The organism is Ruegeria sp. O11 (genome assembly GCF_056535285.1).
The window spans coordinates 865043-890685 of the sequence record NZ_JBQERS010000001.1; the positions used below are offsets into that span (position 1 = coordinate 865043).

Annotated in this window: 29 protein-coding genes; 12 read left to right on the top strand and 17 right to left on the bottom strand. The window is 56.0% G+C overall.

Annotated elements, in window-relative coordinates; all coding sequences use genetic code 11:
- The first annotated feature begins 42 nt into the window (after positions 1-42).
- Positions 43-1407, top strand: coding sequence for a DNA repair protein RadA (gene radA / locus ACRZ91_RS04285; RefSeq protein ID WP_170470696.1), 1365 nt, complete (start codon positions 43-45; stop codon positions 1405-1407).
- 40 nt (positions 1408-1447) lie between these two features.
- On the top strand, positions 1448-2029 hold the full coding sequence (locus tag ACRZ91_RS04290; protein ID WP_480902864.1) for a CvpA family protein: 582 nt from the start codon (positions 1448-1450) through the stop codon (positions 2027-2029).
- A gap of 306 nt (positions 2030-2335) precedes the next feature.
- Here ACRZ91_RS04290 and ACRZ91_RS04295 read toward each other — a convergent pair whose 3' ends face one another.
- From ACRZ91_RS04295 to ACRZ91_RS04315, 5 genes are all read right to left on the bottom strand, one after another.
- Positions 2336-3349 carry an alpha/beta fold hydrolase gene (locus ACRZ91_RS04295; protein ID WP_480902867.1) on the bottom strand — a complete coding sequence of 338 codons (1014 nt, stop codon included), beginning with the start codon at positions 3347-3349 and terminating at the stop codon, positions 2336-2338.
- Between the two features lie 19 nt (positions 3350-3368).
- Positions 3369-4808, bottom strand: coding sequence for a glutamine synthetase family protein (locus tag ACRZ91_RS04300; RefSeq protein WP_170540120.1), 1440 nt, complete (start codon positions 4806-4808; stop codon positions 3369-3371).
- A 101-nt stretch (positions 4809-4909) separates the two neighbouring features.
- The gene (locus ACRZ91_RS04305) at positions 4910-5308 is read right to left on the bottom strand and encodes a cupin domain-containing protein (RefSeq protein WP_170470699.1); all 399 of its coding nucleotides are present in this window, start codon (positions 5306-5308) and stop codon (positions 4910-4912) included.
- 4 nt (positions 5309-5312) lie between these two features.
- Positions 5313-5747 (bottom strand): lactoylglutathione lyase, encoded by a 435-nt coding sequence (gene gloA, locus ACRZ91_RS04310; RefSeq protein ID WP_010440370.1) that lies wholly within the window; start codon positions 5745-5747, stop codon positions 5313-5315.
- Between the two features lie 19 nt (positions 5748-5766).
- Positions 5767-6858, bottom strand: a complete 1092-nt coding sequence (locus ACRZ91_RS04315; protein WP_480902870.1) for an aromatic ring-hydroxylating oxygenase subunit alpha — start codon at positions 6856-6858, stop codon at positions 5767-5769.
- A 488-nt stretch (positions 6859-7346) separates the two neighbouring features.
- On the opposite strand from ACRZ91_RS04315, the gene ACRZ91_RS04320 reads away from it, so the two are divergent.
- From ACRZ91_RS04320 to ACRZ91_RS04345, 6 genes are all read left to right on the top strand, one after another.
- Entirely contained in the window at positions 7347-7814 is a 468-nt protein-coding gene (locus ACRZ91_RS04320) for an Lrp/AsnC family transcriptional regulator (protein WP_480903384.1), read from the top strand.
- Positions 7815-7964: 150 nt separating this feature from the next.
- On the top strand, positions 7965-8297 hold the full coding sequence (locus ACRZ91_RS04325) for a hypothetical protein (protein WP_480902872.1): 333 nt from the start codon (positions 7965-7967) through the stop codon (positions 8295-8297).
- Between the two features lie 329 nt (positions 8298-8626).
- Positions 8627-8782 (top strand): hypothetical protein, encoded by a 156-nt coding sequence (locus tag ACRZ91_RS04330; protein WP_010440374.1) that lies wholly within the window; start codon positions 8627-8629, stop codon positions 8780-8782.
- A gap of 16 nt (positions 8783-8798) precedes the next feature.
- A complete protein-coding gene (purF, locus tag ACRZ91_RS04335) occupies positions 8799-10319 on the top strand; it encodes an amidophosphoribosyltransferase (protein ID WP_170540129.1) in 1521 nt (506 codons plus the stop codon).
- Between the two features lie 238 nt (positions 10320-10557).
- Positions 10558-10806, top strand: a complete 249-nt coding sequence (locus tag ACRZ91_RS04340; RefSeq protein ID WP_029621843.1) for a hypothetical protein — start codon at positions 10558-10560, stop codon at positions 10804-10806.
- A 42-nt stretch (positions 10807-10848) separates the two neighbouring features.
- Positions 10849-11493: an SDR family NAD(P)-dependent oxidoreductase gene (locus ACRZ91_RS04345; protein ID WP_170540132.1), complete on the top strand. Its 645-nt coding sequence runs from the start codon at positions 10849-10851 to the stop codon at positions 11491-11493.
- Positions 11494-11552: 59 nt separating this feature from the next.
- On the opposite strand, the gene ACRZ91_RS04350 is transcribed toward ACRZ91_RS04345, so the two are convergent.
- The 4 genes from ACRZ91_RS04350 to ACRZ91_RS04365 all read right to left on the bottom strand — a co-directional run bounded on the left by ACRZ91_RS04350 (position 11553) and on the right by ACRZ91_RS04365 (position 14110).
- Positions 11553-12395 (bottom strand): ATP-binding protein, encoded by an 843-nt coding sequence (locus tag ACRZ91_RS04350; RefSeq protein WP_480651604.1) that lies wholly within the window; start codon positions 12393-12395, stop codon positions 11553-11555.
- A gap of 114 nt (positions 12396-12509) precedes the next feature.
- Positions 12510-13433, bottom strand: a complete 924-nt coding sequence (tatC, locus tag ACRZ91_RS04355; RefSeq protein ID WP_170773947.1) for a twin-arginine translocase subunit TatC — start codon at positions 13431-13433, stop codon at positions 12510-12512.
- Positions 13430-13888 (bottom strand): Sec-independent protein translocase protein TatB, encoded by a 459-nt coding sequence (gene tatB / locus ACRZ91_RS04360; RefSeq protein ID WP_170470712.1) that lies wholly within the window; start codon positions 13886-13888, stop codon positions 13430-13432. The genes tatC and tatB overlap by 4 nt, the downstream gene beginning before the upstream one ends.
- Before the next feature lie 6 nt (positions 13889-13894).
- Positions 13895-14110 (bottom strand): twin-arginine translocase TatA/TatE family subunit, encoded by a 216-nt coding sequence (locus tag ACRZ91_RS04365; RefSeq protein ID WP_010440381.1) that lies wholly within the window; start codon positions 14108-14110, stop codon positions 13895-13897.
- Positions 14111-14328: 218 nt separating this feature from the next.
- On the opposite strand from ACRZ91_RS04365, the gene ACRZ91_RS04370 reads away from it, so the two are divergent.
- The gene (locus ACRZ91_RS04370; protein WP_010440382.1) at positions 14329-14634 is read left to right on the top strand and encodes a hypothetical protein; all 306 of its coding nucleotides are present in this window, start codon (positions 14329-14331) and stop codon (positions 14632-14634) included.
- Positions 14635-14655: 21 nt separating this feature from the next.
- Positions 14656-15327, top strand: a complete 672-nt coding sequence (locus ACRZ91_RS04375) for a helix-turn-helix transcriptional regulator (RefSeq protein WP_170781686.1) — start codon at positions 14656-14658, stop codon at positions 15325-15327.
- 63 nt (positions 15328-15390) lie between these two features.
- Here ACRZ91_RS04375 and ACRZ91_RS04380 read toward each other — a convergent pair whose 3' ends face one another.
- The 8 genes from ACRZ91_RS04380 to ACRZ91_RS04415 all read right to left on the bottom strand — a co-directional run bounded on the left by ACRZ91_RS04380 (position 15391) and on the right by ACRZ91_RS04415 (position 22799).
- Positions 15391-16554 carry a peptidoglycan DD-metalloendopeptidase family protein gene (locus tag ACRZ91_RS04380; protein ID WP_480902881.1) on the bottom strand — a complete coding sequence of 388 codons (1164 nt, stop codon included), beginning with the start codon at positions 16552-16554 and terminating at the stop codon, positions 15391-15393.
- Positions 16555-16613: 59 nt separating this feature from the next.
- Positions 16614-17264 carry a protein-L-isoaspartate(D-aspartate) O-methyltransferase gene (locus ACRZ91_RS04385; RefSeq protein WP_480902884.1) on the bottom strand — a complete coding sequence of 217 codons (651 nt, stop codon included), beginning with the start codon at positions 17262-17264 and terminating at the stop codon, positions 16614-16616.
- The gene (gene surE, locus ACRZ91_RS04390; protein WP_480902887.1) at positions 17261-18043 is read right to left on the bottom strand and encodes a 5'/3'-nucleotidase SurE; all 783 of its coding nucleotides are present in this window, start codon (positions 18041-18043) and stop codon (positions 17261-17263) included. Before surE ends, ACRZ91_RS04385 begins: the two co-directional genes overlap by 4 nt.
- Positions 18044-18161: 118 nt before the next feature.
- The gene (locus ACRZ91_RS04395; protein ID WP_029621845.1) at positions 18162-19247 is read right to left on the bottom strand and encodes an ABC transporter ATP-binding protein; all 1086 of its coding nucleotides are present in this window, start codon (positions 19245-19247) and stop codon (positions 18162-18164) included.
- 80 nt (positions 19248-19327) lie between these two features.
- Entirely contained in the window at positions 19328-20374 is a 1047-nt protein-coding gene (locus ACRZ91_RS04400) for a methyltransferase domain-containing protein (RefSeq protein WP_480902889.1), read from the bottom strand.
- A 97-nt stretch (positions 20375-20471) separates the two neighbouring features.
- Positions 20472-21584, bottom strand: a complete 1113-nt coding sequence (locus ACRZ91_RS04405) for a hypothetical protein (protein ID WP_480902892.1) — start codon at positions 21582-21584, stop codon at positions 20472-20474.
- Between the two features lie 2 nt (positions 21585-21586).
- Positions 21587-22366: an SDR family oxidoreductase gene (locus tag ACRZ91_RS04410; protein WP_480902894.1), complete on the bottom strand. Its 780-nt coding sequence runs from the start codon at positions 22364-22366 to the stop codon at positions 21587-21589.
- A gap of 70 nt (positions 22367-22436) precedes the next feature.
- A complete protein-coding gene (locus ACRZ91_RS04415) occupies positions 22437-22799 on the bottom strand; it encodes a SnoaL-like domain-containing protein (RefSeq protein WP_260022522.1) in 363 nt (120 codons plus the stop codon).
- Positions 22800-22908: 109 nt separating this feature from the next.
- On the opposite strand from ACRZ91_RS04415, the gene ACRZ91_RS04420 reads away from it, so the two are divergent.
- Together ACRZ91_RS04420 and ACRZ91_RS04425 are read left to right on the top strand one after the other, a co-directional pair.
- On the top strand, positions 22909-24513 hold the full coding sequence (locus ACRZ91_RS04420) for a peptide chain release factor 3 (RefSeq protein ID WP_170470730.1): 1605 nt from the start codon (positions 22909-22911) through the stop codon (positions 24511-24513).
- Between the two features lie 41 nt (positions 24514-24554).
- On the top strand, positions 24555-25460 hold the full coding sequence (locus ACRZ91_RS04425) for a glycosyltransferase family 2 protein (RefSeq protein WP_480902897.1): 906 nt from the start codon (positions 24555-24557) through the stop codon (positions 25458-25460).
- Positions 25461-25643: the final 183 nt, after the last annotated feature.

Here is a 25643-nt window from a genome sequence, read left to right on the forward strand (position 1 = left end):
GAGGGCTTGAAGAACCGCCCTTCCTCGGGCACGAAGGGCGACATGGCAAAGACACAATCCTTCACCTGCTCCGCCTGCGGTGCCTCACATACAAGATGGTCCGGCCGCTGCGATGGCTGCGGCGAATGGAACACTATCATTCAGGAAGCGCCCCTCTCCGCTGGACCGGCCAAGAAATCGCTGGGCGGCAAGCGTGGCCAGTCGATCACGCTCTCCGATCTTTCGACCGAGGAGACACCCCCGCCCCGCACCTTGTGTGGAGTTGAAGAACTCGATCGTGTCCTCGGTGGCGGCCTCGTCCCTGCCTCGGCCCTATTGGTGGGGGGCGATCCCGGCATCGGCAAATCAACCCTCCTGCTGCAAGCTGCCGCGCGCTTCGCGCGCAACGGTATCAAAACAATCTATGTCTCAGGTGAAGAAGCCAGTGCGCAGGTCAGGATGCGTGCACGTCGGTTGGGTTTGGAAGAATCTCCCGTTCAACTGGCAGCCGAAACCAATTTGCGGGATATCCTCACTACGCTAGAGGCCGAAAAACCCGGCCTCGCCATCATCGACTCGATCCAGACCATGTGGGCAGACAATGTAGACAGCGCACCAGGCTCAGTTTCGCAGGTTCGTGCCGCCGCGCATGAACTGACCACTTTTGCCAAACGCCACGGCGTTTCGATCATCATGGTCGGCCATGTCACCAAAGAAGGCCAGATCGCAGGTCCGCGTGTGGTCGAACATATGGTCGACACAGTGCTCTATTTCGAAGGCGAACGCGGCCATCAATTTCGTATTCTGCGCGCGGTAAAGAACCGCTTTGGCCCTGCAGATGAGATTGGCGTTTTTGAGATGACCGGCAAGGGCTTGGCGCAGGTCACCAACCCCTCGGCCCTCTTCCTTTCCGAACGCGGCACACCGAGCCCCGGTTCGGCGGTGTTCGCAGGCATTGAAGGTACCCGCCCCGTGCTGGTCGAGTTGCAAGCGCTGGTTGCTCCATCGCCTCATTCGCAGCCCCGCCGTACCGTTGTGGGCTGGGATAGCGGACGTCTTGCGATGATCCTTGCGGTGCTCGAGGCCCGCTGCGGCATTCCCTTTGCTGGGCTCGATGTCTATCTAAACGTCGCCGGCGGACTAAAAGTCAGCGAACCTGCCGCAGACCTCGCCGTGGCAGCTGCACTGCTAAGTGCCCGTGAAGATACTGCCCTACCCGCCGATACTGTCGTTTTCGGAGAAATCTCGCTATCTGGGGCACTTAGACCGGCCCCTCAGACAGAAAACAGGTTGAAAGAAGCGCAAAAACTTGGTTTCACAGCGGCAATTGCTCCGGCGGGTGGCAAAACTGGCACTGTGGCAGGTCTGACACTCACCCGACCCTCTGATTTGGTGGGGTTTGTTGGCGAAACGTTCGGAGCAGGTTAAAGTTGCGCCTTGAGAGGCAGAAAACGAACAGGCGAGGGCCATGGAAGGTTTTACAATAATTGACGGGGTTGTGGCCCTGATCATCGTGCTGTCGGGCTTGTTGGCCTATTCGCGTGGTTTCATGCGCGAGGTTCTCGCCATCGCTGGCTGGGTTGCCGCTGCCGTCCTGGCCTTCATCTTCGCGCCGCAGGCCGTGCCACTGGTCAAAGAAGTGCCCGTCGTCGGAGAATTCCTGCGCGACAGTTGTGAGCTTTCGGTTATCACCGGCTTTGCCGCCGTTTTTGCTGTTGCCTTGATCGTGGTCAGTATCTTTACACCGCTGTTCTCTTCTCTGGTTCAGCGTTCGGCGATCGGTGGTCTGGATCAGGCACTTGGGTTCTTCTTCGGCATCGCACGCGGCATCCTGCTGGTTGCGATAGCCTTTTTTGTCTACGACACCGTAATGACCGGCCAGTCTTACACGATGGTCGACGTAAGCCGCTCGGCAAAAGTCTTTGAACAGTTCAGCGGCAAGATCGAAGAACAAAACCCCGAAGCCGCGCTGGGCTGGGTCACCGCTCAGTACGAGGAGCTGGTCGCAAGCTGCACTGCAGATAATTCGACGGACGCTTCCGACGGCTGATCACGCCCTTTAGGCCTGTAATAAGGAACGAGGTGATTAATCCACCCCGTTCCGGCTCTTGTCACAGACCATGCTAGCTGGTCTACGACAAGTGCGCAGTGTAGCTGTGAGCTCAATTGGACCAGTGTAACGGTTGGTATTAGCGACTGCTGCACGTAATAAAGCGGACTTTTGAACGTTGAAGAAATAAGCCAAACAGTTCAAAGCCAACAGTTTGCGTTTTGGCTGCGGTTGTTTTGCCCTTCATTCGAAGGAAGAAACGGGTGATTTGTGAATTTCTACTGCCCCGTAGTTTTTCAACAAGCGCTAACTTTCAAGAAGTTCACGAATATTGGCATCTAGCTGCGTCGTGAAGCCCTTGTCACTTCCTGGGTTTGCAGCGCAATGGCCCCAGGGCGAATGATACGGGCGGAAGATGGCGTTGGGCATGAAGCTGTCTTCAATTTCATTGTCTTCTGGTGGAAAATATAAATCCTGCGTGCAAGGCATCAGGATGGCACGAGCTTTGATGGCACCCAGTGCCAGTTTGTAATCCCCATTGTAAAGCGGTCCGGCAGAGATATCGCCTGCCTGCCAAGTTGCAAGCTTTGCCAACAGGTCGTTGGCATCCCAGCCCTGCACATGATCACGCTCCCAATCCTGCAACAACTCCTCGATAGTTTCAAAACCCATCTGCCGATAAAGTCCCTCGCGATAAAAGGTCTGAGAGAAAGCCCAACCTGCGTAAACTCGCCCAAAGGCCTTCAGCCCTGCTTCGGGTGGGCTAGCATAGTTGCCACCATTCCAATTTTTATCCGCGCAAAGGGCGGCCTTAACCCCTTCGAGGAAGACGAAATTGTGTGGAGAAGTTTTGGCTGAGGCACAGAATGGCAGAATCGCCTGAACCATGTCCGGGTATTGCGCTGCCCACTGGTAGGACTGACAGCCCGCCATAGACCAACCCGCGACAAGGGCGATTTTTTCGATCCCCAGATGTTCGTGGACCAACCGGTGCTGGGCAGCAATGTTGTCCCACATTTGTACCAGCGGAAACCGCGGCCCGTCCTGCGGTGCAGGCGTATTCGATGGTGATGACGAACGTCCATTGCCAAACAGGTTGGGGCTGACGATGAAATGCCGCGCCGGATCAATCGCGCGACCCGGACCAAAGAAGCCTTCGTTGCGGGTATTTGTGCCGGTGTAAAATGTCGGCAGGACGATGACATTGTCACCTGCCACAGACAATGTGCCGTAGGTCTGATAGGCGAGTTTGGCATCCTTGAGCATCTCACCCGACAAGAGCGGAAGGTCACCCAACTCGTAGATCTGATAATCCGCCATTGTCTGGCCCTTCCCGCTTTTAGTAGAGCCGAAGGTATTCCTGCACTTCCCAATCGGTGACCGATTGGTGGTATCGCTCCCACTCATCATTTTTGTATTCTAGATAGGACTTACGCATCACGGGTCCCATCACATGTTCTGCCATGGTGTCGCCCCGTAAAGCCTCGATCGCATTGAACAGAGTGCGAGGCAATCGACGGATCCCCAGTTCAGCAAGTTCAGCTTCGGTTTTTGAGTAGAGATCAAAATCCGTTGGTTTGCCTGGGTCGATCTTGTGTTTGATCCCCTTGACACTGCAACTCAGGTGCATCGCCATCGCCAGATAGACGTTCATGGTCATATCGCAGGCGCGGTTTTCGATGCAATGGCGGCTTTGCGGCAGGCGGAACTGGGCAGAGCGATTGTTGAAACCATAGGTGATATTGGTCGGGGCCCAGGTGACAGTCCCACCCTCAAACCCACCGACACGAGGCACCAACCCGTTATAGGAATTCACCGTCGGACAGGTGATCGCGGTGATCGCTTCGGCGTGCTGCATCAACCCGCCAACGGCCCAGCGGCTTTCGTCGCTCCATTCCCCGTCGGGGGTTTCAAAGATGTTTTCACCGGGGCGGCTTTCATGTTGCATCGACATGTTGATATGCGCACCCGATCGCCAGTCGCCAACTGTCGGTTTTGGCATAAAGGTTACGAACATCCCGTGCTTTTTTGCCACCTCTTTCAAGGTGATCCGCAGAAACGCCAGACGGTCGGACATCTCCAGCATGTTGGTATAGTGAAAATCCAGTTCGAATTGTGAATACGCACCCTCGGCGACTACGTCATGCAGGTTCCAACCCAGACCTTCGATGATGTCGATCATGTCTTTCAAAAATGCCATCGAGTCGATCGAGTATTCAACGTCATAGCCAAATGCCTGACGGCGTGGACGGACCCCGATAGCAGGGTCGTCGTCAAAGGCTTTCACTGGTTGGCCAGCATCGTCGTATTTCATCACGATGAACTCGGGCTCAACACCGGCATAGCCTGTGTATCCTTCCAGCGCAGCCTCGTGCATGGCGCGTTTCAGGGCCTGACGCGGGCAGACGTTATATGGCGCGTCTTCCCAATACAGATCGGAGAAGATGATTGCCATCGATGTGTCCCACGGACAGACGTAGACGGCGTCAAGATCCGGCACCACCACCTGATCGCTGTCAGCGGGGCTCAGTTCGGGCACGTAAGAAATCGAATGCACCGCAAATTGCGGTCCTTTCCCGAGGCATAGCGGTTCAAAATCGCTCATCGGGACGGGCTTGGTTTTTGGAATGCCGTGCAGGTCGATCCAGGCAGCCATCACATATTTGACGCCGGCCTCTTCCAAACGTTGTTGAACTTCTGGGATACGCGGGCGGTTCCGCTCTACAGCGTCGTGAAATGTCTCGTAGTAAATACGGGCATTGGCATTGTCCTTGGGCATTCGGCGTCCTCCCATCAAATGACAATCGGATTTGTTTCACCGAGGTGACACCTCGGTGTTGGTTTAGGTTTCGTTTGCTCAGTCACGCGGCGGAAAAATGTTCAGCCGGGGACAAAATCGTCAGGGTCTATGCCGGGAACTTGTGTGATCCCCGCCAGTTGTTTCCAGTTGTGTGGGTAGGCGGCATAGAAGATCACGCATTTGCCGTCCGCCTCGTAGGAAATGTGATTGTCCTTGGGGACAAACAGCACGTCACCACGATTGCAGACATAGCTTTTGCCCTCACAGACCAATCGGAACGTCCCCTCGAGGCAATAAATGATCTCGTCGCAGGTCAGATCCCACGGCACCTTGATGTTGTTCAGAACGTTGATGCCGCCGCACATGGATTTGCTGAACTCGCTGGTCACCATCGGTTTAATGTACGTATCGCTGTCGCCCATCGTGTCGTAGCGTTTCTGAACCAGATCGAATTTGAAAAGTTGAGGTGTATCACCCATTGGGTCAGCCTTCCTGCGCCAAGTGTTTCAGTATGGATTCGTTCAATTCGACCTTGTAACCGTCAGGATCCTCGCAGAAGGCGATGACCCTTGTGCCATTTTTCATAGGCCCCGGCGGGCGGGTGATATTCACACCGGCTGCTGCCAGTTGCTCGCAGGCGGCGTAAACGTCTGGAGTTTCAATGCAGATATGGCCCCAACCGTCGCCCTTGTCATAAGGCGTGTCCTGATCCCAATTGGCGGTCAGCTCCAGCGTGGGAAACTCAGCCTCAGGCCCATAACCGATAAACGTATTGGTGAATTTCCCTTCGGGATAATCCGTGCGCCGCAGCACTTCCATGCCCAAGATTCCGCAATAGAAATCCAGCGACTTCTCCATGTCTGTGACCCGCATCATCGTATGAGCCAGACGAAACCCTTTGGATATGGAGTTGCTCATTGGTCTTGTTCCTTCTTACTTATGCGCCGGCCACGTCGCGCTCGATCAAATCTTGAAAGGCGCGCACGCTATCTTCCCAGGCAGGCGACAACAGGCCCCCATCTTCGGCGACCGGGGATTTGCGGCCCTCAAACATGCGTTCAACCATCTCGTGATCTTCCTTGTGGACGTCCCACCAGAGGTTTCTGAGGGCCTCTATTTCCACAGCGCTCAACTTTTGGCCTTCAGTGGTGTAGAGCGCTCGGTATTGGCGCATCTTTCCGGGACCGATGGGCACGTTAAGATAGACGCCCAGCTGATCCGGGAAATAGCGGCCCAGGATAAAGTTGGGATACAGCGTCAGATAGCGCGAGCTCACACCCAAGCTGCCGGATGTGCCCAACTCTTCCTCTAGGTCGACGGCACTACCGATGCAGGTACCATCAATGATAGTATAGTGATCCTCCAACGGCTGATCCGTCGTCGAGGAATGTACAAACTGGACGTGGTAAGGCTCGATAAAGTTCTCCATTATCAGCTTCCAGTTGGTGTCGATCTCACCAAAATCGAGCAGGCCAATGGGTTCCAATTTGCTGTAATCCATCCCCGACAACTGGTTCATCAATGGCGCGGCATAGTCTTCGAATTCAGGCGCGTTCCCATCCAGATTAACGAATATCCAGTCATGCCAGACATGAGTGCGTACGGGTTTCAGCCGATGTTCTTTGATGTCAAATCCGTCGAACTCTTGCTTGCCGGTGCCTGCAAAATGTGGAGCGGCCCGCAGGCGGCCATCCAGATCATAGGCCCAGGCATGATAGGGGCAGCGGATCAGTTTGCCGACATTCTTGGGCCTGTCGACCAGTGTCATGCAGCGGTGCAGGCAAACATTGTGAAACACCTGAATGTCGCCATCACGACCTCGTACCGCCAGCAGTGGCAAACCAGCACAGGTGATAGGTTGTGCATCGCCTGGGTTACTCATCTGGTGGGCAAATCCAACAAACACCCAGTTCTTGGCCAGAACCGTCTGGCATTCCCGTTGCCAGAACTCCTCGCTGCGATATGCGTCGGCGGTCAGACCGTGCTGAGGCCCGCAAGAAGCCTGTGCTTTTCGCTCGGCAATTGTCATTTGTCCTCCCTTCGACACTGACACCAGCGTCCGCCGATCCAACGGCATGCGCATGGATTCACCGTTTCTCGCGGATAGCCTATTTTCAGGCTCTGTACCGCCGCGACGGGCTTAGATTTTCAATCTACGAATATCGCATTATTTTGGCTATTCCACTTCGATATTCGCTTATGAATTGGAGTATCAAGTAAGAATCAGAAGTGATCTGGTCAAAAAACGGCATTGCGATACGAATTTCGAATATTTTGGTTGCTTTGGCTGTTAGATCCACAAATTCAGCATTAAATTATAGAAATTTCGGCGATCTGGCCTTCGGAAACTGTGGCGAGAAGATCAAATCATGTCGTTTTCCGCACTTCCTTCCAGAGGATTCCTAAGAGTTAATTGCGGATTTCGATGCGCTCTCTTAACCTTGACTGCGAATACAGCAATCGAGCATCAGGCCTATGTCAGTCAAAAAGCAACCGAACGCGCGTGCCGCCCAGAGCATTCGATCCCCCAAGGATGATTTAAACCAGCAGATCATCCGGCTCTTACAGCAGGATGGTCGGATGGCATTTTCTGAAATTGCGCAGCAACTGGATGTGTCGGAGGGAACCATTCGCAACAGGGTGAGCGGACTGCGAGACAACAACATGCTGCGGATTGTTGCGATGTCGGATCCGGTGGCAACGGAATACACGACTGACGCGATGATTGGCTTGAACGTGGCGACCGGCGTGACCCCAAGACAGGTGGCCGAGCGACTTGAAAGAAACCCACGTGTTGTATTCATCCTGTGGGTCGCAGGTCGTTATGATCTGATTATCGAGCTGGTGAGCGACGATAGCGACGCACTAAAAGATTTTCTGGAACATGAAATCCACGGAAGCAACGATATTGCCAAGGCCGACGTCATGCCGGGGCTGAAGAATTTCAAGAACCAGTTCCTCCTAAAGCAGGGTGCAAAGGAGTGATTAGGAAGAAGTCGATCGCTAAAAGTGATAGCGCGAGAGGACTTCAACAAATTTCTTTTGCTAGATACTCAGCGCTGATCATAGTGCCGGCCCCGACAATAGCCGGTTTTTGAATTTTGCGTTCGATTTTTGCCAAACAAGTCATTTTGAATGTCGAAGCCAGCAGCAAGCAACTGTTTCGCGTTGGCGATTGGTCATCGAACTAAAGCAAGTGAACAGCCGGTAAGCCCTACAATGCGGATATCAATTGCTGAACTTGGATCACCAGATACCCCAAAGATCATTTCAGCGTTTAGGTTGGCCTCATTTGTAAGAAAAACCTGTCGGAAACGGAAAAACAGCGCGCCTTACAACATTCTCAGCATTAAAATTCGGCGCTCGCATATTCTGTGTCAGATTCATCCAAAATCAAACGAACCCTTCACCGCCGCAGATATTGCAGCGAATGGCTTTCAATCCAAAGCACCCGTCGCAGCGGCTTGAGATTGGTTTGCCATACTGGTCGCGGCTTTTGACGACCGTTCCAGATCCTTTGCAAATCTCACAGGGTGCACGGCCTGATCCTCGGCATCGGTGACACCGACGCTTGACGGGCTTTTCCTTGGGATTGTTTTGCTTGTGCTGCCACATGGCTATTTTCCATCCCAAACTATCGGGCATCTGGAGCAGACGCCTGACCTAAAGCACAGCACAGGTCGGCTCATTTGTCATCTTAAACTCGCGAGCGGCGCATTTCAGGCCTGCGGCAAATCGCGAATGTGATCCTTTGGTGACACGCGCGGCAATAGGCAGTATGTCGGAGCCGAACCGACATGGAATCGGAGCTGCCGATCTTGCTGTATTTGTTCTATTCTGCATTGGCCGCTTTGGCGCTTGTGCATGCATGCCATACATTCCGGCTGCAACAACCCAATCAGATACGCAGTAGCAGTCGATCCGACCTGAACACCAGCCAGATCAAGTCATAGAAATTGGAGCCCGTGTATGTGTGGGATTTTGGGGATCGCAAGCCGGACACATGATGTCTTTGCGGAAATCTATGACGGGTTGCTGATGCTGCAGCACCGGGGTCAGGACGCCTCGGGGATCGTCACCTACAACGGCGAATTCTTCCGCGAGAAAAAAGCCAATGGTCTGGTCAAGGACGTCTTCAACGCCAGCGATGCTGAAACCCTACTGGGCAAGATCGGCATGGGTCACGTCCGCTATCCCACCGCAGGATCGCTAAGCGCCACCGAGGCCCAGCCTTTCTTTGTGAACGCGCCCTACGGAATTTACCTTGTCCATAACGGCAATATCACCAACACCGAAGAACAGCGCGAAAAAGTGACCGCGAAATACAGCCGTCACCTGCGCACCACCTCGGATTCCGAAGTGTTGCTAAACGTGTTGGCCGACAAGGTAGCGGACGCCATCAAGGTCAATGGCAATGCCGACCCGATCCGCAACTTGTTTGCAGGTGTGAAGATGACCATGGAGCGGGTGCAGGGTGCTTATTCTGTGATCTGTCTGGTCGCCGGTGTTGGTATGCTCGCCTTCCGCGATCCGTATGGTATCCGGCCCCTGTCAGTCGCCAAGCGAGAAGCGCCCGGTGACGGTGATGATTTCGCCTTTGCCTCGGAAGACGTGGCGTTTGGCATCAATGGTTTCGACAAATTGCGCGATCTGCGACCCGGTGAGGCGATCCTGATCGATCTCGACGGGAATATGCATGAGTTCCAGGCCGTCGAAGGCAAGCTGACGCCCTGCATTTTCGAGTATGTCTATCTGGCACGTCCGGATTCGCTGCTGGATGGCGTGTCGGTTTACAAAACCCAGATGCGCATGGGCCAAACACTCGCCAAGCAGATTCAGGATTCGGGGCTAGAGATCGACCGGATCATCCCTGTGCCAGATAGCGCCCGCCCCGTCGCACTTGAAGCTGCCAAGATTACCGGCATTCCCTATCGAGAGGGGCTGGTCAAGAACCGCTATGTAGGCCGAACCTTTATCATGCCAGGTCAGGCCGAGCGCCAAAAATCCGTGCGCCGTAAGCTGAACGCCGTGCCGTTGGAATTCGACGGACATAATGTGCTGCTGATCGATGACTCGATCGTGCGCGGCAATACGATCAAGAAGATCGTCCAGATGTGCCGCGAGGCTGGTGCAAAGAAGGTGTACATCGCCAGCGCTTCTCCACCCGTAAAATACCCTAATGTCTACGGAATCGACATGCCCACCAAGGCCGAACTGGTTGCCAATGGTAAAGAGATCGAAGAAATCCGTGAAGAGCTGGGTGCAGATGCGCTGTTCTACCAGAATCTAGACGATCTGATCTGGGCCGCCAAGGAAGGCAATCCCGAGATCGAATCCTTTGACTGTTCGTGCTTTGATGGAAACTACATCACCGGGGTAGATGAGGACTATCTGGACAGTCTTGAAAACAGCAGCCGAGTCAGCAAGAAACGCGAGGATATGCAGGTCGTTGGCGGTTCGTGGAACGCGGCCAAACTGGCGTCGGGCTGATCAGGCGAATCAAATGATAGCGACAGGTCATTTCCCTGAGGTGGGGTGGCACTCATAGGTCAGAATCCGCCGACAACTTTCTGTTGAACGAGATGCGTTTGCAAAGGGTTGGGCGACCTGGGTTAGCGACCTATTGGAAATGAGATTGCAACCCTTTTGGTTCGAACGGCCGCATGATACCCGATCGCCGTAAACCACTCACAATGCAGGGCCCGGGCACACGATCCGGCCACAGAACATGGCAAATTCAACGGTCAAAAGCGCCGCAACGCAAGCGGGTGCGCTAAAGAAAAACTCGGTCTCTGTTCTGGGCATTTTTGGCCCTAAGTCCGAGTTGCGCGCTCTGGTTCGTCTGTCCTCGGGGCGGGTAAAGAAAGTAAAGCCAGGCAGCCGTGTCGCCTCGGGCAAGGTGATCGCCATTGATGAGGAAGGTGTCGTGCTGCGACAAAGCGGCCAGAACCGCAGGATCGACATACCTGGCAGTTGATCCAGACTTGACGCCTTGTGCGCACGGGTTCAAACCCCACCTATGACCGATCAGACCAAAATCGCCCTGATTACCGGGGCCTCACGCGGGCTGGGCGCGGCACTGGCCGAAGCCCTTTCCCCCGAGTATCACATCGTTGCCGTCGCCCGCACCCAAGGCGGGCTGGAAGAGCTGGACGATCGCATTCAGGCCAAGGGTGGCTCGGCCACTTTGGCCCCGATGGACATCTCCGATCCCAATGCAATGGCGACACTTTGCCGTGGCATTCACGACCGCTGGGGTAAGGTTGACCTTTGGCTGCATACAGCTGTCCATACCTCGGCCCTGACACCAGCAAACTTTGTTGACCCCAAGGAATGGACCAAAGCGGTCAGCACTAACGCGACAGCCACCTCGGTTCTGATTCCCTATGTGTCGCCCCTTTTAGGCGATGCAGGTCACGCGGTGTTCTTTGATGATCCCAAGGCAGGTGAAAAGTTCTATGGCATCTACGGTGCCACCAAAGCCGCGCAAATGGCTTTGGCCCGTAGTTGGGCAGCCGAGACAGCTCGCACAGGTCCACGGGTTACGATCCTTGAACCCGCGCCGATGCCTACAGCGGTGCGTGCACGATTCCATCCCGGTGAAGACCGCGAGGCGCTGACCAGTCCCGCGGATGAGGCGGCGCGGATTGTGGCCGGGCTTTGATTGGCCCTGACGGGCCATGCCTACGGCGGGGATATTTGTGGCCAGATGAAGCAGGCGGTTTACGCGATGTGGACACCGTTGCGCCCGGCGAGATCGACAAAGAACTGCCAGGCCACGCGACCTGATCGAGCCCCTCGCGTGGCTTGCCATTCGATGGCCTCGGCGCGCAGGATTTCCTGGTCGATCGTGACGCCATGGGCGGCACAGTAGCGGTCGATCATGGCGAGATATTCGTCCTGATCGCAGGGGTGAAAGCCTAACCACAGGCCGAAGCGGTCCGACAAGGATACCTTTTCTTCAACAGCCTCAGATGGATTAATAGCGCTGGAGCGTTCGTTTTCGATCATGTCGCGTGGCATCAGGTGGCGGCGATTTGAAGTGGCATAGAATACCACGTTTTCCGGACGACCTTCGATGCCGCCATCCAGAACAGCTTTGAGTGACTTATAGTGTTGATCATCGTGGCTGAACGAAAGGTCATCGCAAAACAGAATGAACCGGTGCGGCGCTAACCTCAGGTGGTTCAGCAGACGCGCGACTGAGGACATGTCTTCCCGTTGTAGTTCGACAAGTTTCAAATCCGGGTGATCTGCTTGCAAAGTACCGTGCACTGCCTTGACAAGGCTGGATTTTCCCATACCTCGCGCGCCCCAGAGCAGCGCGTTGTTGGCCTTGTACCCAGCCGCGAACCGGCGGGTGTTGTCTAGCAGCGTATCGCGGGATCGGTTGATGCCGACCAACAGATCCAGATCGACGCGGTTAACCTCAGAGACGGGCACCAGCCGGTCCGGATCCACATGCCAGACAAATGCAGGGGCCGTGTTGAAATCGGGTGCGTCCAGCGGCGCGGGCGCCATGCGTTCCAACGCGTCGGCGATACGGTTCAGGGCTTGATCGTCCATCGGCTCCTCCGGGTATTCCGGCTGAGTTGAACCATGTTACGAACTACACAACAAGGCCCGCGCATGAAAAAGGCGCGCCGAATGTGGACGCGCCTTTTGAAGTCAGGATACAGGCTACTTTGTCTCGTCGTAATCCTGCATCATTTCCGCATCCGCCTCGGCCTCTTCATCGTCATAGTAGCCGTCGGCGCGCAGTTGTTCTTCGCGCTTTCTCTCGACGCGGGCGACAAGGAAGATTGACACTTCGTATAGTCCATAGACCACAGTGAACAGGATCAGCTGCGTGATCACATCTGGTGGTGTCACTAAAGCAGCCAGAACCAGAATACCGACCATCGCGTATTTGCGAACGGCACCCAGACCCTCGGCCGAGACCAGCCCAGCCTTGCCCATCAGTGTCAGCAGAACCGGCAACTGAAAGCACAGGCCAAAGGCAAGAATAAACTTTAGCGTAATATCCAGAGATTCATTGACCTTCCCGAAGAAGGTGATTTTCACGCCTTCGGTTGTTTCGGGAACAACAATGATCTCTTCCGGGACATCATCGGCCGCCGGGGCCAGTAGGTTTGCAAAGATCGAACTGACATCTGCGAACCCAAGAAAAAACTGCATTGCCAACGGCGTCACAACAAACTGCGCAAAAGCCGCTCCCAACAGGAACATAAACGGCGATGCGATCAGAAACGGCAGGAAAGCCCCCTTCTCGGACTTGTAAAGCCCAGGAGCTACAAACCGCCACAGCTGATATGAGATCACGGGGAATGCCAGTGCAAACCCGAAGACCATCGATATCCGAAACAGTGTGAACAGGTATTCCTGTGGAGAGGTGTATTGCAGTGTTGGTGACGGATCACCAAGCTCACGCAGGGTCGCCTCGATCGGACGCACTAAGAACTGCAGGATCGGTTCGGCCACTATGAAGGCAAGAACAATCCCCACGATAAAGGCAAGCACCGACCGGATCAGCCGGGTACGAAGCTCGGCTAGATGCTCGATCAGAGGCGCCGAGCTGTCCTCGATCTCGTCGGTTTTAGTCATGACTTGCTTTCAGTTTTCAACGCGGCTTCGGCCTCTTCCGCCTTTGCAAGCGCGTCTGCAGCTTCCTTAGCCTTGCGTTCAGCGGCCGCACGGGCCGTGGAGGCTTGGATCTTCTTTGCCTGCTCTGCCCGTTCAGCAGCCAGTTTGCCGGTCTCGCTATCAGGGTCGAACTTGGTCGGGTCAATGGATTTGGCCACGTCACGCGCGGCCTCGTTGATCCCGTCCATCGCGGTACTAACCGGATTAGTCGCCGCGTTCAGGCCCTTCTTGATATCATTGACGCCAGCTTCATCCGCCGCTTCGTTCATCGCAGTGCTGAACTCACGCGCCATACCGCGTGCCTTGCCGACGAACCGCCCGACATTGCGAAACAGCACTGGCAGGTCCTTCGGCCCCACCACGATCAGCGCAACGATGCCGATGACCAGAAGCTCGGTCCAGCCCAGATCAAACATCTAAGCTCAGACCTTGTCTTTGTCGGTCTCAGGGGTGACGTCTTTAGCCAGCTCGGAGGCGTCCTGTTCCAGCTCTTCCGAACCTTCCTTGATGCCTTTCTTGAACGAGGTGATGCCTTTACCCACTTCACCCATCAACGAGCTGATCTTGCCACGTCCAAATAGTACGAGAACCACAACAGCAATGAGCAGGATACCCGGAAGGCCAATATTGTTGAGCATGTCTTGTCTCCTTCTACGTCGGCGCAGCGCGCCGGGAATATGTCTGGCCCCGTGTCTACGCCCGTAAGGGCCATTGCAAAAGTGCGCCAGATCAAATCCGCGTGCGAATTTGAACGGATCGCACATTTTTTGCAGACTCGCATTTCTCAACTGACAGGTTTATGTCAGTTGTAGTGGCCTAGAAGGACGATATCGAAACTTGGTCAACGGAGAACCAAATGACCCATGTCGCAGAAATCGTCACTTTCACACTTGCCGAGGGCACAAAACCCGAACAGTTCGTGAAACTGAGCCAAGCATCCGAAGCATTTGTCCGCGCCGCCCCCGGCTTTGCCCATCGCCAACTAAGTCAGGGCGAAGATGGACGCTGGACGGATTATGTTGTCTGGGCAGATATGAAATCCGCCAAAGATGCGGCTGCTGCTTTCATGCAACAAGATTTTGCACCCGCTCTGATGGCGGCAATCAATCCCGAAAGCGCTCAGATGCGCCACGAGACCGTGCTATGGAACATGACCGCCTAACCGCGGCTCAGACGGCGTGTCATGCGCCGTACTGACCGCCTGTTCGATATCATCCAGATCCTGCGCGACGGCAAGCTGCACCGCGCGCAGGACATAGCGGACCGGCTCGAAGTGTCGGTCCGTACGATCTATCGCGACATGGATACGCTGGTAGCCTCGGGCGTTCCGGTCGAAGGCGAACGCGGCGTGGGTTACATGGTGCGTGAACAGATCACACTGCCCCCGCTGAACCTGACACCCGCCGAGCTTGAGGCTCTGAACCTCGGCATGGCCATCGTGGCTGAAGCCGCCGATCCCGATCTCAAGTCCGCCGCTGAATCTCTGGCCGACAAGATTGACGCCGTACTGCCCACTCAAGTCGTGGCAGAGGCCGACACCTGGAAATTCGCCGTCTACCCGTTTGCCGATGCTGCGCGCGGATTGGCCCACATGGCCCCGATCCGCGCTGCGATCAAATCGCGCCAGAAATTACAACTGAGTTACCGCCGCATTGACGGGATCTTGACCGACCGCACCATCCGCCCGTTGCACATGGAATACTGGGGCCGCGTCTGGACCCTCACCGCATGGTGCGAACTTCGCAATAGCTTCCGCGTCTTCCGCATTGACCTGATCGAGGCCATCACACCCTTGCCAGAGCTCTTTTCAGACGAACCCGGAAAACGGCTGAGCGACTATGACCCCTATGGGTGAACCGACCTTCATCTGGCCACAAATATCCCCGCCGGAGGCATGGCCCGGAACGGGCCATTCAGGTCACTTCAGATAGGGCTCAGGATCAACCGACTCGAACCCCTGACGCACCTCAAAATGCACATAGGCATTATCGCCACCACGCAGCGCGGCGATTTTCTGACCCCGTCGCACCCTGTCACCCTTCTTCACGGTGATATTGTCGACATTGGCGTAGACGGTCAGTAAATCATTGTTGTGCTTGACCACAATGATCGGAACCTGATCGGCGTCTTCCGTGATCGCCGCAACTGTGCCCGCCTCGGCCGCCGTTACAGAAGCACCTGGAGACGCCGCAATGTCGATCCCTTCGTTCTTACCTTTGGCATAAGTGCGAATGATCCTCCCGTTCACAGGCGCTGCCAATGCTGAACTGCCTGAATTCGTAGGGGCTTCGGCAGTTACATCTGGTGCAGGTGTTGCAGCGGCAACCTTCTCATCCGGCAATGGCTGTGTCGCGCTTGGCGGTGTTGGCGTCGGAGAGCCCTCTCCCGGCTGTGTCACAGCCGTCGCGGTTGCTGCTGGTGCGGCAGCGCGCGGCGCTGCCTGATCCTTGACGGGGATCAGCAGATACTGGTCCTCACGCACGGTGAAATCCGATCCTAACCCGTTCCATTCAGCAAGCGATTCTACAGACACCTGATAGAGACGCGAAATCGTATAGGCGGTTTCGCCGCGTTTTACCTTATGCCGAATGGGCTCTGGCCCGGATGCAGCAGGCGCAGGGGTCGCGGCGGGTTGCGCAGGTTGCAGGGTGGATGTCTGAACCGAACCGGTATCGGGTGCGTCATCAATCGCAGTCCCGGCTATGGTTGCAATATCAACACCACTCGAAGTACCGACTGAACGCGGCATTGCAAGCACTTCGCCGTCCCGTAGAGAGTCATTCGGCTGCAAACCATTAAATCGCGCCAGTTCGGCCACTGGCATGCCGATACGGGCAGCGACATCACCAACCGTATCCCCCCTGCGGGCCACTGCCACTTGATAGTTTGGATAGGTTATCACTCCCCGTGCATCCGGCGACGGTCGGCTGGCGGTGGCTGCCAGAGCGGCATCGGTCGTTGAAAACCCGCCAACATTCCCGCGCAAGTCATAGTCGAACGGTCCTTCGCACCCGGCCAGAATTGCCAGCGCGGCCACGCCCGTTACACAACGGCGCATTGCTGAATTGGAAACTGCTCTCATTTTTTTGTCCTCAACACCTGCCCCTGTTCTCCGGGGTTCCGGCGCCTTTTAATATACCTTTACGCTCCGTCTTTTCCCAGCCCCTCAAGCAGAGGCACAAAACGGACCGGCAACAATTCGTCGTAATCCAGACCGGTCTCGGTACGCGTGACCCGGATCAGGGTCTGCACCGCATCCGACTGGCCCACGGGTAACACCATGATACCGCCGATTTTCAACTGCGCCAAGAGTGGCCCCGGAGGATCTTCGGCGGCAGCGGTTACAATGATACGGTCGAACGGTGCCTGTTCGGACAATCCAAAAGAACCATCTGACAGCATCGCCGTCACATTTGTCAGCCCCAACTCACGAAACAGCGCACCGGTTTCACGCACCAGCCGTCTATGGCGTTCAACAGTATAAACCCGGCGCGCCAGTTTGGACAGAATCGCCGCCTGATAACCCGATCCGGTGCCCACCTCCAGAACCGTGTCCCGCGGGCGCACTTGCAAAGCCTGCGTCATCAGACCCACAACCGACGGTTGGCTGATGGTCTGACCACAGGCAATCGGCAACGGTGTGTCCTCATAAGCCCGCTGGGCAAACAGGCCCCTCACAAACTGCCCCCTGTCGATTTGCTCCATTGCGGCCAGAACGCGCGCATCAGTGACCCCGCGCGAACGCAGCGCAAATAGGAACTGCATGATGGTTTCAGCGCTTGGTCCTGTCATTCGATGACCTTCAACGCCTCAAGTGTGTCGTGGGCGGTCAGATCGGCTCGCATCGGTGTCACCGAGATATACCCTTTAAGGTTAACGGCGGCATCCGTGCCCGGAGCAGTCGGGTTGTGCTGATATCCGCCCTTGATCCACAGGAACCGCCGCCCCGACGGCGAGCTGTGGGGTTCGACCGAGAAATGCGTATCGCGGCGGAATCCCTGCGGTGCTACCCGGGCACCCAGCACTTCATCAGCGGGAACCGGTGGAAAATTTACGTTGTAGAACAGGCGGTAATCGCCCGATTCTGTAGGGGTGGCATCCAAAATGCGCCGAACAAGTCCCGCTCCGTAACGGGCTGCTGCCTCAAACGGATCTTCCAGCCCCAAATTGCGCGGGCCAAAATACTGTGACAAGGCAATCGCGGGCAGACCCTGCAGGGCAGCCTCCATCGCCCCACCGATCGTACCGGAATACAAGGTGTTTTCAGCCGAGTTATTGCCCCGGTTCACCCCGGACAACACCAGATCGGGCGGAGCGTCTTTCATCACGTCGTGCAGGCCGGCCAAAACACAATCCGCGGGTGACCCTTCGGTGGCAAAGCGACGCTCACCCAGTTTGGCCACCATCATCGGGTGGGTATAGCTGATGCAATGACCGACACCTGATTGCTCAAATGCAGGTGCGACCACCCAAACCTCGCCTTCGGGGCCAGCCAGTTCAGCTGCAATCGCTTCCAGCACGATCAGTCCCGGCGCGTTGATGCCGTCATCATTGGTCAGAAGAATTCGCATGCCCGGTCCACCCCTCGTTTTGCCCTTGATAGACCCGCCTCTGCGCTGCGACAAGCAATGCGCATACGCAATCTGAGGCTTTCACGCACCACTTGGGTGAAAATGCAGAGTCTGAGCGTCAGGCCGGGAACACAAAACACCGGTCGCGGCGAATTGTCAGCCACATGACCCGGCCCTCTTTGGGCACAAACACGTTCGGAACCGTGGCCTTCAGGATCGAGCCATCGTAGTCCATGCGAAACTCGACAAGGCTTTCATTTCCCAGAAATCGAGCACGCTCAACCACGCCTCGGGCTGCAACACCGTCAGTAGGTGTTGGCGCAGGCCCTTTGCCATTGCGGTCGAAATCCAGTTTGACATGCTGGGGCCGGAACACGATTTCAACATCGGTTGCGTCCGGCACACCTGGCGCGAGAAAACGGCCAAACGGAGTATGCGCCAAAGCACCATTAACTTGGGACTTCAACACATTGACATCACTAAAGAATGCAACTGCAGCCTTGTCTGCAGGACGGGTATAGACATTGTACGGCGCCCCTTGCTGCACAATCTTGCCGCGCCGCATCAGCGCGATCTCATCGGCCATCCGCATCGCCTCGTCTGGCTCATGCGTGACCAACAGAACGGCAGCATCCTCTTCCTTAAGGACTGCCAGCGTCTCATCTCGAATACCGTCTCGTAGGCGGTTATCGAGGCCCGAGAACGGCTCATCCATCAACATGATCCGTGGACGTGGTGCAAGCGCCCGCGCCAGAGCCACACGCTGTTGCTCCCCTCCCGACAACTGATGCGGAAATCCATCAATAAACCGCATCAAATCGACTTTGGTCAGCAACTCTTCGACCCGTGCGCGTTTCTGTTCTTTGCTGCCCTTCAGGCCAAACGCGACGTTGTCTGCCACGCTGAGGTGCGGAAACAGGGCAAAATCCTGAAACATCAGCCCAATCTCGCGCCGCTCAGGGGGCACTCGAAACACAGTGTCGCAAATCAATTTGCCATCGACATAAATCTCGCCCGAGGTCTGCATCTCGACGCCAGCGATCATGCGCAAGGTGGTTGACTTGCCACAACCCGACGGCCCCAGCAGACAGGTCACCTGCCCTGCCTGAACGGTCAAGGACACATCATCCACAACCGTCCGCCCAGCAAAGCGCGCAACCAGATTGCGGATTTCCAATCGAGGAGGAGTTGTCGTCACTGTCACCGATGGACCCCGTTGCCTTTCCCGATCAATTCCATCGGGCTTAGGCGGGGATAGCAACCCCGCCCATCAGGCGCAAGGGATCAGCAACACCCAGTTGACGCAGCTTCGCCCTGTACAACAAACGGGCTATCACCGCCGCATCCTTCGAAGATCCCATAGTGGGTTGAGAAATCGCCGATGAATTCGAAATGTCGTGCAAAACGAGTGTCTTGCAACATCATCCATGTATTGCCACAGACCGGGAACACTTTGCCAGTCTCAATCGTGTGGTGATCATCCAGCACAAATTCATGCGGCGCATGCGGCACTGTGCCCTTGTAGATCACAGCCTGACCGTAGTCTTCGCAAGCCGGCTCAAGCTCGGGCAGCTTGAACAGACGGTATGTGGCCGAAATAAAGCTGAGCGGTGCCACCCTTTCCTCCAGAGCAGAGTTCTCGATCGTCAAAGGACGATGCGTGACCCTACGCGGATCACCAAACCCGGCAGCGCGCGACATCGACAGGAAGTCATTCCAATAGAGCGCCCCCGACAAGCACTCACCGTACAGCACCTCGTCTTCGGCCATGGCTTTGGTCACCCGGCGGTCGGCGTAGACGTCCGAGAAATACATCTCACCGCCTGTTTTCAGCAAACGCTGGGCCCCGCGCAGTACAGCAGCCTTGTCAGTCGCCAGATTGATTACGCAGTTCGAGACAATGATATCGAACGATCCCGGTTCTAGGTCCAGCTCATCCAGCTTTTCGATAAAACCGTGATGAAACTCTACATTGCTTTTGGAATGCCCAAATGCCTCAGCGTGATAATCCTGTTGAGCGCGCGCAACATCCAACTGTTCTGGCGTCATGTCGACGCCGACAACACGGCCATTCTCACCAACCATCGCCGACAGAGCATACACATCCCGCCCCGCACCACAGCCCAGATCAAGGATGTGCATTCCTTCCAGATCCAGCGGAGCAATTAGCCCACACCCATAGTAACGTGTCAGCACATCATCATGAATTTGCGATAGAATTTTCTTGACGTGATCCGGCATATCATCCGGGGTACAGCATGCATTCGTTTGCAAATCCGCACTGCCTTGCAGCACTTCGCCATAGTAGTTCTGCACAGCTTCATGCTTCATCGCGGCATTCCTTTTATCACTGGTTGCACTGCAGTTAATGCAGCAAGCCGAACCGTGCAATCCAACACCGTCCGATTTGACGATACCGTGACTGCGCTCAGCCCAGCAGTTCGAAATCCACGCCCGTACGCACCCGTCCGTTCACCTGAATCTCTAACCGATGTGGCCCGGGCACCAGTTTGAATGTGGTCGCGTTGCCCTTGAGCTTGTGGCGCTTTGTGACGACCAATCGTCCTTCTTCCAAACTGGTTTGTTTGAACTTGTGAACTTTAGGTGAAACCTTCCCCCCAGGCCTTTGAAAATGTACGATATAATCGATCAACACAGGCTGTCCGTTCGCACCCTTCAATCGCGCTTCGAAATTAAGCGCCTCACCAATCCGAGCCGGACCATTCACCTGAACTTCGACCGCGATATCAGCATCGGGATCATACCCAAGAGCTCTCATCGCGCCCGGGTGCCCAGACTTTACCAGACCCCGCAAAGCGTGCGCTGTCATCCACTGCAACTCTTCCGGATCCTGTTGCTGTTCCTCCTCCCACTTACGCAGTCGTTCCAGCACCAGACCGGGGTCTTTCTTGGTGATATCATTCAGATGGTTGGCGACTGAACGTGTCACGTACCGCGTCTGATCCCCATGCAGCTGGTCAAGCAACGGCAAAGGATCGGACACGTCCAAGCCAACGGCCTGCCCCCAAGGCAAACGTGGTCGCGTCCCTTCACTGACCAAACGACGCACGTGGTAGCTGGGATGGCAACACCAGTTCTGCATGCGCTCAAAAACTTTCTCGGGATGGTGGTTCAGGAAAGGGCGGATCGCCCATTCCATAGAAAAGCGTTGCGTAAGCTCTTCCAAGACGTCCAGCGACAATTCAGGGTGATCCAGCCCGATCGCGCAGACCCAATCGCCCAGAGGCGCAAAAATGAAATCGCCGAAGTCATTATCACTCTGGCCGGGATCAAGCGGCGGCGGCAGCGCATCCAAAATGACCGGGGCAACCGTTGGAAGATCACCCGGAATGGTTTCTTGCAAACATTCTGCAATCCAGGCCATCCGCTCTTTCAATTCCAGCTCAAGCAATCGCGACATTATTCGTGCTTCGAGTGCGCCTGCGTCGAAATGAGGGTCAGCTTCCGCGAACAAGCCCGCAAGATAGCTTACTTTTTCAGCGTTGAAGAGTTGATCTTTCAGAGAAAAGTTTTGCGCCATGCTTACATCGTCAGATTAGTGCCCCCACCATCCAGCAAAATATTCTGCCCGACGATGAAACCGGCATGTTGTGAACATAAAAACGCGCAAGTCGCCCCGAATTCTTCCCGCGTTCCATAGCGGCGCGCTGGAATGGTCGCGGCGCGCTCTGCCCGTGCATCATCGATCGAGATACCCTTCTGCGCCGACACACCGCCATCCAGTGCGTCCGCCCGATCGGTTGCATGAATTCCTGGCAGCAGATTATTAACTGTCACCCCGTGCGGCGCCACCTGACGCGAAGTGCCCGCCACGTATCCGGTCAGACCAGTACGCGCCGCATTTGACAAACCCAAAACAGCGATCGGTGCACGTACGGATTGTGAGGTGATATTCACCACACGGCCCCAGCCTTTATCCATCATTCCCGGAAGCAGAGCCTTCATGAACGCAATCGGTGTCAGCATGTTTGCATCCAGCGCTTTGATGAAGTCGTCGCGTTCCCAATCAGACCAAAGCCCCGGAGGAGGCCCACCTGCGTTTGTAACAAGGATATCAACTCCCTGCGCGGCGTTTATCACCTCAGCCTGACCTTCAGATGTTGTAACGTCACAAGCGACGGTCTGTACGGCAACGCCATATGACGACCGTAAACGCGTTGCCTCGGCTTCCAGCGCCTCAGCCCCGCGTGCGTTCATCACCAGGTCGACACCGGCTTCGGCCAACGCCTCGGCGCAGCCCAGACCCAAACCTTTGCTGCTGGCGCAAACCAACGCACGTTTTCCACGAATTCCAAGATCCATTCTGACCCTCCCTATCTTTGCCCTCATTTAGCATCGGCCCGACAAGGAAGGCCAGAAACGGATCAGTGGCTCAATAGAAGAACTCTTCCCGCACGATCTTGCCGTCGGCGACGTGATAAACAGCAACTTCGCGCATATCAAAGCTCTCACCAGACTCCTTCACCTTGCCCTGAACTTCGAAGATGACGGCAAAGCGGTCTTCGCCATGCGGGAACGGATCACTCACAGACGCGTCTGAAACCTCGTGTGCGCCTTCCCACCACTCATGTTTGCCTCGTATTGCGTCACGGCCATGAGTTTCGCGCCCCATGCCCATTGCATCCGCAGCCTCGACCGAGACAGCATCCGCTGCGTAAAGCTTGTCCAGATTTTCTTTGGCTCGGTTTTCTCGGCAACCCGCAACCAATTCGTCTGCGATTTCTTTCAAATTCATTGGTCCACTCCATATTTTGTTCACTATATGTTCTTATTGCCATACCCCCACGATTCGAACCACCCCCTTTGTCTTGCCTCAGCAGGATTCCCCGCCTATACGCGCGTTTATGCTTGATACCTCGAACCAACCCACCCTGCCGCCCGAGATTGCCCGTCGCCGGACATTCGCCATTATCTCGCACCCGGATGCGGGCAAGACAACGCTGACGGAAAAGTTCCTGCTTTACGGGGGTGCCATTCAAATGGCCGGTCAGGTGCGCGCCAAGGGTGAGGCACGTCGCACGCGGTCGGACTTTATGCAGATGGAGAAAGATCGCGGTATCTCGGTCTCGGCCTCGGCGATGTCCTTCGACTACGGGAATTTCCGGTTCAATCTGGTGGACACCCCCGGCCACTCGGATTTCTCGGAAGATACCTATCGTACGCTGACCGCCGTAGACGCCGCCGTCATGGTCATTGACGGTGCGAAAGGTGTGGAAAGCCAGACGCAGAAACTGTTCGAAGTCTGCCGCCTGCGCGATCTGCCGATCCTGACCTTCTGTAACAAGATGGACCGCGAAAGCCGCGATACGTTTGAGATCATCGACGAAATTCAGGAGATGTTGGCCATCGACGTCACGCCTGCCGCGTGGCCGATTGGTGTGGGTCGCGATTTTATTGGTTGCTACGACATGCTGCGTGACCGGCTCGAGCTGATGGACCGCGCCGATCGCAACAAGGTGGCCGAAAGCATCCAGATCAACGGGCTGGATGACCCCAAGCTGGCCGAGCATGTGCCGGCTGAACTGCTGGACAAACTGCTGGAAGAGGTCGAGATGGCGCGCGAATTGCTGCCTAAACTCGACCCGCAGGCGGTGTTGGAAGGGCACATGACCCCGATCTGGTTCGGCTCGGCGATCAACTCATTTGGTGTGAAAGAGTTGATGGAGGGCATCGGCGCCTATGGCCCGCAGCCTCAGGTTCAGTCGGCAGAACCGCGTCAGATCGCACCCGATGAGAAGAAAGTGGCCGGGTTCGTGTTTAAAGTTCAAGCCAATATGGACCCCAAGCACCGCGACCGGGTGGCCTTTGTCCGCATGGCAAGCGGTCATTTCAAACGTGGCATGAAGTTGACCCATGTACGGTCGAAAAAGCCGATGGCGATCTCGAACCCCGTCCTGTTCCTCGCGTCCGACCGGGAACTGGCCGAAGAAGCCTGGGCCGGAGACATCATTGGCATTCCCAACCATGGCCAATTGCGCATCGGTGACACGCTTACCGAAGGCGAAGCGATCCGCGTGACCGGCATCCCTTCCTTCGCACCAGAACTGCTGCAAACGGTGCGCGCTGGTGACCCAATGAAGGCCAAGCATCTGGAAAAAGCCCTGATGCAGTTTGCCGAGGAAGGCGCGGCCAAGGTCTTTAAACCCTCGATCGGCTCAGGCTTTATCGTCGGGGTTGTCGGTGCGCTGCAATTCGAAGTGCTCGCCAGTAGGATCGAGATGGAATACGGTCTCCCTGTGCGGTTTGAGGCGTCTCAATTCACCTCGGCCCGCTGGGTCAGCGGTGACAAGGCCGAGGTCGATAAATTCGTCAACGCCAACAAACAGCACATCGCGCATGACCATGACGGCGACATCGTCTATCTGACGCGTCTGCAATGGGATATTGACCGGGTGGTTCGTGACTATCCAGCGCTGAACCTGACCGCGACGAAGGAAATGATGACCTGACGGATTCCGCGGCCAATCCAGATAAGACCACATGGGGGATTGTGTCCACGATCCGCGCCCCGCGTGAAGATATTCTGCGCTTTGCCGCCCACCACCTCGATATCGGCGCGGACCGGATTCACATCTTTCTGGATGAGCCGGTCCAAGGCGACATCACCGCCCTGCGCGAACACCCCAGGATCCGGGTGCGTACTTGCGATGCGGCGTTCTGGAAACGACGCGGGCGCGAGAGGCCGGACAAACATCAGGTCCGGCAATCGTCGAATGCCAATTTGATCTATAATCGGACCGATCTGGACTGGGTCGCGCATATCGACGTCGACGAGTTCCTTTGGCCGATGTCCCCGATCCCAGATCTGCTGAGCCAAATTCCGGATGACACCCCCGCCGTCCGCGTCCGCCCGATAGAGGCTCTGGCGGGGGGCGAGGACCTCTACAAAGCCTTCATTCCCGAAGGAAAGAACAGACAGGCGCTGGTCGAGTCGCTCTACCCCAAATTCGGCGCTTATGTTCTGGCCGGTTTCATGAGCCACATTCAGGGCAAACTGTTCGTGCGCAGTGGCCTCAAGAAACTGAGCGACCGCATCCACAATCTTTATCAGCACGGCGAATTTCTACCGGTCAGAATAGAACTGCCGCAGATCGATCTCTGCCACCGCCACGCCCCGGATTGGGAGCATTGGCTGGCGCATTACCGCTTCCGCCTTGAACGCGGCTCGTACCAGGCCAGCCCGGATCGCCCGCGAAAGATCGGCGCGCTCGACAGGTTCGAATTGTTCACACTTCTGGAAGCCGAATACGGGCTAGATGGTCTTAAGGAATTCTATGATGAAGTCAGTGCCGCTGACCCTGAGGTTCTAGAACGGCTTGAAGATAATGACATGATGCGCCACCGCCCGCTGGATCTGGACCGGAAAGTCGCGAAACACTTTCCCGGAAGCATCTGAATTGTTGCAGAAATCCCTGTTATCGGCGGATATGGAACAGGTTAAGTCGACTTCATTTGACCCTGCCCCACGTTTTTGTTATGCCCGCGCCACAGCCGAAACGCGCATGAGGCGCATGGCCATCCGGGCCCGGCATATTCTGACGCGCGGGCCAGGTCGAGTGTCCGCATGAACCGGACATAC

What these genes read in the sequence shown, in the direction of transcription:
- radA (WP_170470696.1), top strand. Translation starts at nt 43, where the DNA reads ATGGCAAAGACACAATCCTTCACCTGCTCCGCCTGCGGTGCCTCACAT.
- ACRZ91_RS04290 (WP_480902864.1), top strand. Translation starts at nt 1,448, where the DNA reads ATGGAAGGTTTTACAATAATTGACGGGGTTGTGGCCCTGATCATCGTG.
- ACRZ91_RS04295 (WP_480902867.1), bottom strand. Translation starts at nt 3,349, where the DNA reads ATGGCGGATTATCAGATCTACGAGTTGGGTGACCTTCCGCTCTTGTCG.
- ACRZ91_RS04300 (WP_170540120.1), bottom strand. Translation starts at nt 4,808, where the DNA reads ATGCCCAAGGACAATGCCAATGCCCGTATTTACTACGAGACATTTCAC.
- ACRZ91_RS04305 (WP_170470699.1), bottom strand. Translation starts at nt 5,308, where the DNA reads ATGGGTGATACACCTCAACTTTTCAAATTCGATCTGGTTCAGAAACGC.
- gloA (WP_010440370.1), bottom strand. Translation starts at nt 5,747, where the DNA reads ATGAGCAACTCCATATCCAAAGGGTTTCGTCTGGCTCATACGATGATG.
- ACRZ91_RS04315 (WP_480902870.1), bottom strand. Translation starts at nt 6,858, where the DNA reads ATGACAATTGCCGAGCGAAAAGCACAGGCTTCTTGCGGGCCTCAGCAC.
- ACRZ91_RS04325 (WP_480902872.1), top strand. Translation starts at nt 7,965, where the DNA reads ATGTCGAAGCCAGCAGCAAGCAACTGTTTCGCGTTGGCGATTGGTCAT.
- ACRZ91_RS04330 (WP_010440374.1), top strand. Translation starts at nt 8,627, where the DNA reads ATGGAATCGGAGCTGCCGATCTTGCTGTATTTGTTCTATTCTGCATTG.
- purF (WP_170540129.1), top strand. Translation starts at nt 8,799, where the DNA reads ATGTGTGGGATTTTGGGGATCGCAAGCCGGACACATGATGTCTTTGCG.
- ACRZ91_RS04340 (WP_029621843.1), top strand. Translation starts at nt 10,558, where the DNA reads ATGGCAAATTCAACGGTCAAAAGCGCCGCAACGCAAGCGGGTGCGCTA.
- ACRZ91_RS04345 (WP_170540132.1), top strand. Translation starts at nt 10,849, where the DNA reads ATGACCGATCAGACCAAAATCGCCCTGATTACCGGGGCCTCACGCGGG.
- ACRZ91_RS04350 (WP_480651604.1), bottom strand. Translation starts at nt 12,395, where the DNA reads ATGGACGATCAAGCCCTGAACCGTATCGCCGACGCGTTGGAACGCATG.
- tatC (WP_170773947.1), bottom strand. Translation starts at nt 13,433, where the DNA reads ATGACTAAAACCGACGAGATCGAGGACAGCTCGGCGCCTCTGATCGAG.
- tatB (WP_170470712.1), bottom strand. Translation starts at nt 13,888, where the DNA reads ATGTTTGATCTGGGCTGGACCGAGCTTCTGGTCATCGGCATCGTTGCG.
- ACRZ91_RS04365 (WP_010440381.1), bottom strand. Translation starts at nt 14,110, where the DNA reads ATGCTCAACAATATTGGCCTTCCGGGTATCCTGCTCATTGCTGTTGTG.
- ACRZ91_RS04370 (WP_010440382.1), top strand. Translation starts at nt 14,329, where the DNA reads ATGACCCATGTCGCAGAAATCGTCACTTTCACACTTGCCGAGGGCACA.
- ACRZ91_RS04375 (WP_170781686.1), top strand. Translation starts at nt 14,656, where the DNA reads ATGCGCCGTACTGACCGCCTGTTCGATATCATCCAGATCCTGCGCGAC.
- ACRZ91_RS04380 (WP_480902881.1), bottom strand. Translation starts at nt 16,554, where the DNA reads ATGAGAGCAGTTTCCAATTCAGCAATGCGCCGTTGTGTAACGGGCGTG.
- ACRZ91_RS04385 (WP_480902884.1), bottom strand. Translation starts at nt 17,264, where the DNA reads ATGACAGGACCAAGCGCTGAAACCATCATGCAGTTCCTATTTGCGCTG.
- surE (WP_480902887.1), bottom strand. Translation starts at nt 18,043, where the DNA reads ATGCGAATTCTTCTGACCAATGATGACGGCATCAACGCGCCGGGACTG.
- ACRZ91_RS04400 (WP_480902889.1), bottom strand. Translation starts at nt 20,374, where the DNA reads ATGAAGCATGAAGCTGTGCAGAACTACTATGGCGAAGTGCTGCAAGGC.
- ACRZ91_RS04405 (WP_480902892.1), bottom strand. Translation starts at nt 21,584, where the DNA reads ATGGCGCAAAACTTTTCTCTGAAAGATCAACTCTTCAACGCTGAAAAA.
- ACRZ91_RS04410 (WP_480902894.1), bottom strand. Translation starts at nt 22,366, where the DNA reads ATGGATCTTGGAATTCGTGGAAAACGTGCGTTGGTTTGCGCCAGCAGC.
- ACRZ91_RS04415 (WP_260022522.1), bottom strand. Translation starts at nt 22,799, where the DNA reads ATGAATTTGAAAGAAATCGCAGACGAATTGGTTGCGGGTTGCCGAGAA.
- ACRZ91_RS04420 (WP_170470730.1), top strand. Translation starts at nt 22,909, where the DNA reads ATGCTTGATACCTCGAACCAACCCACCCTGCCGCCCGAGATTGCCCGT.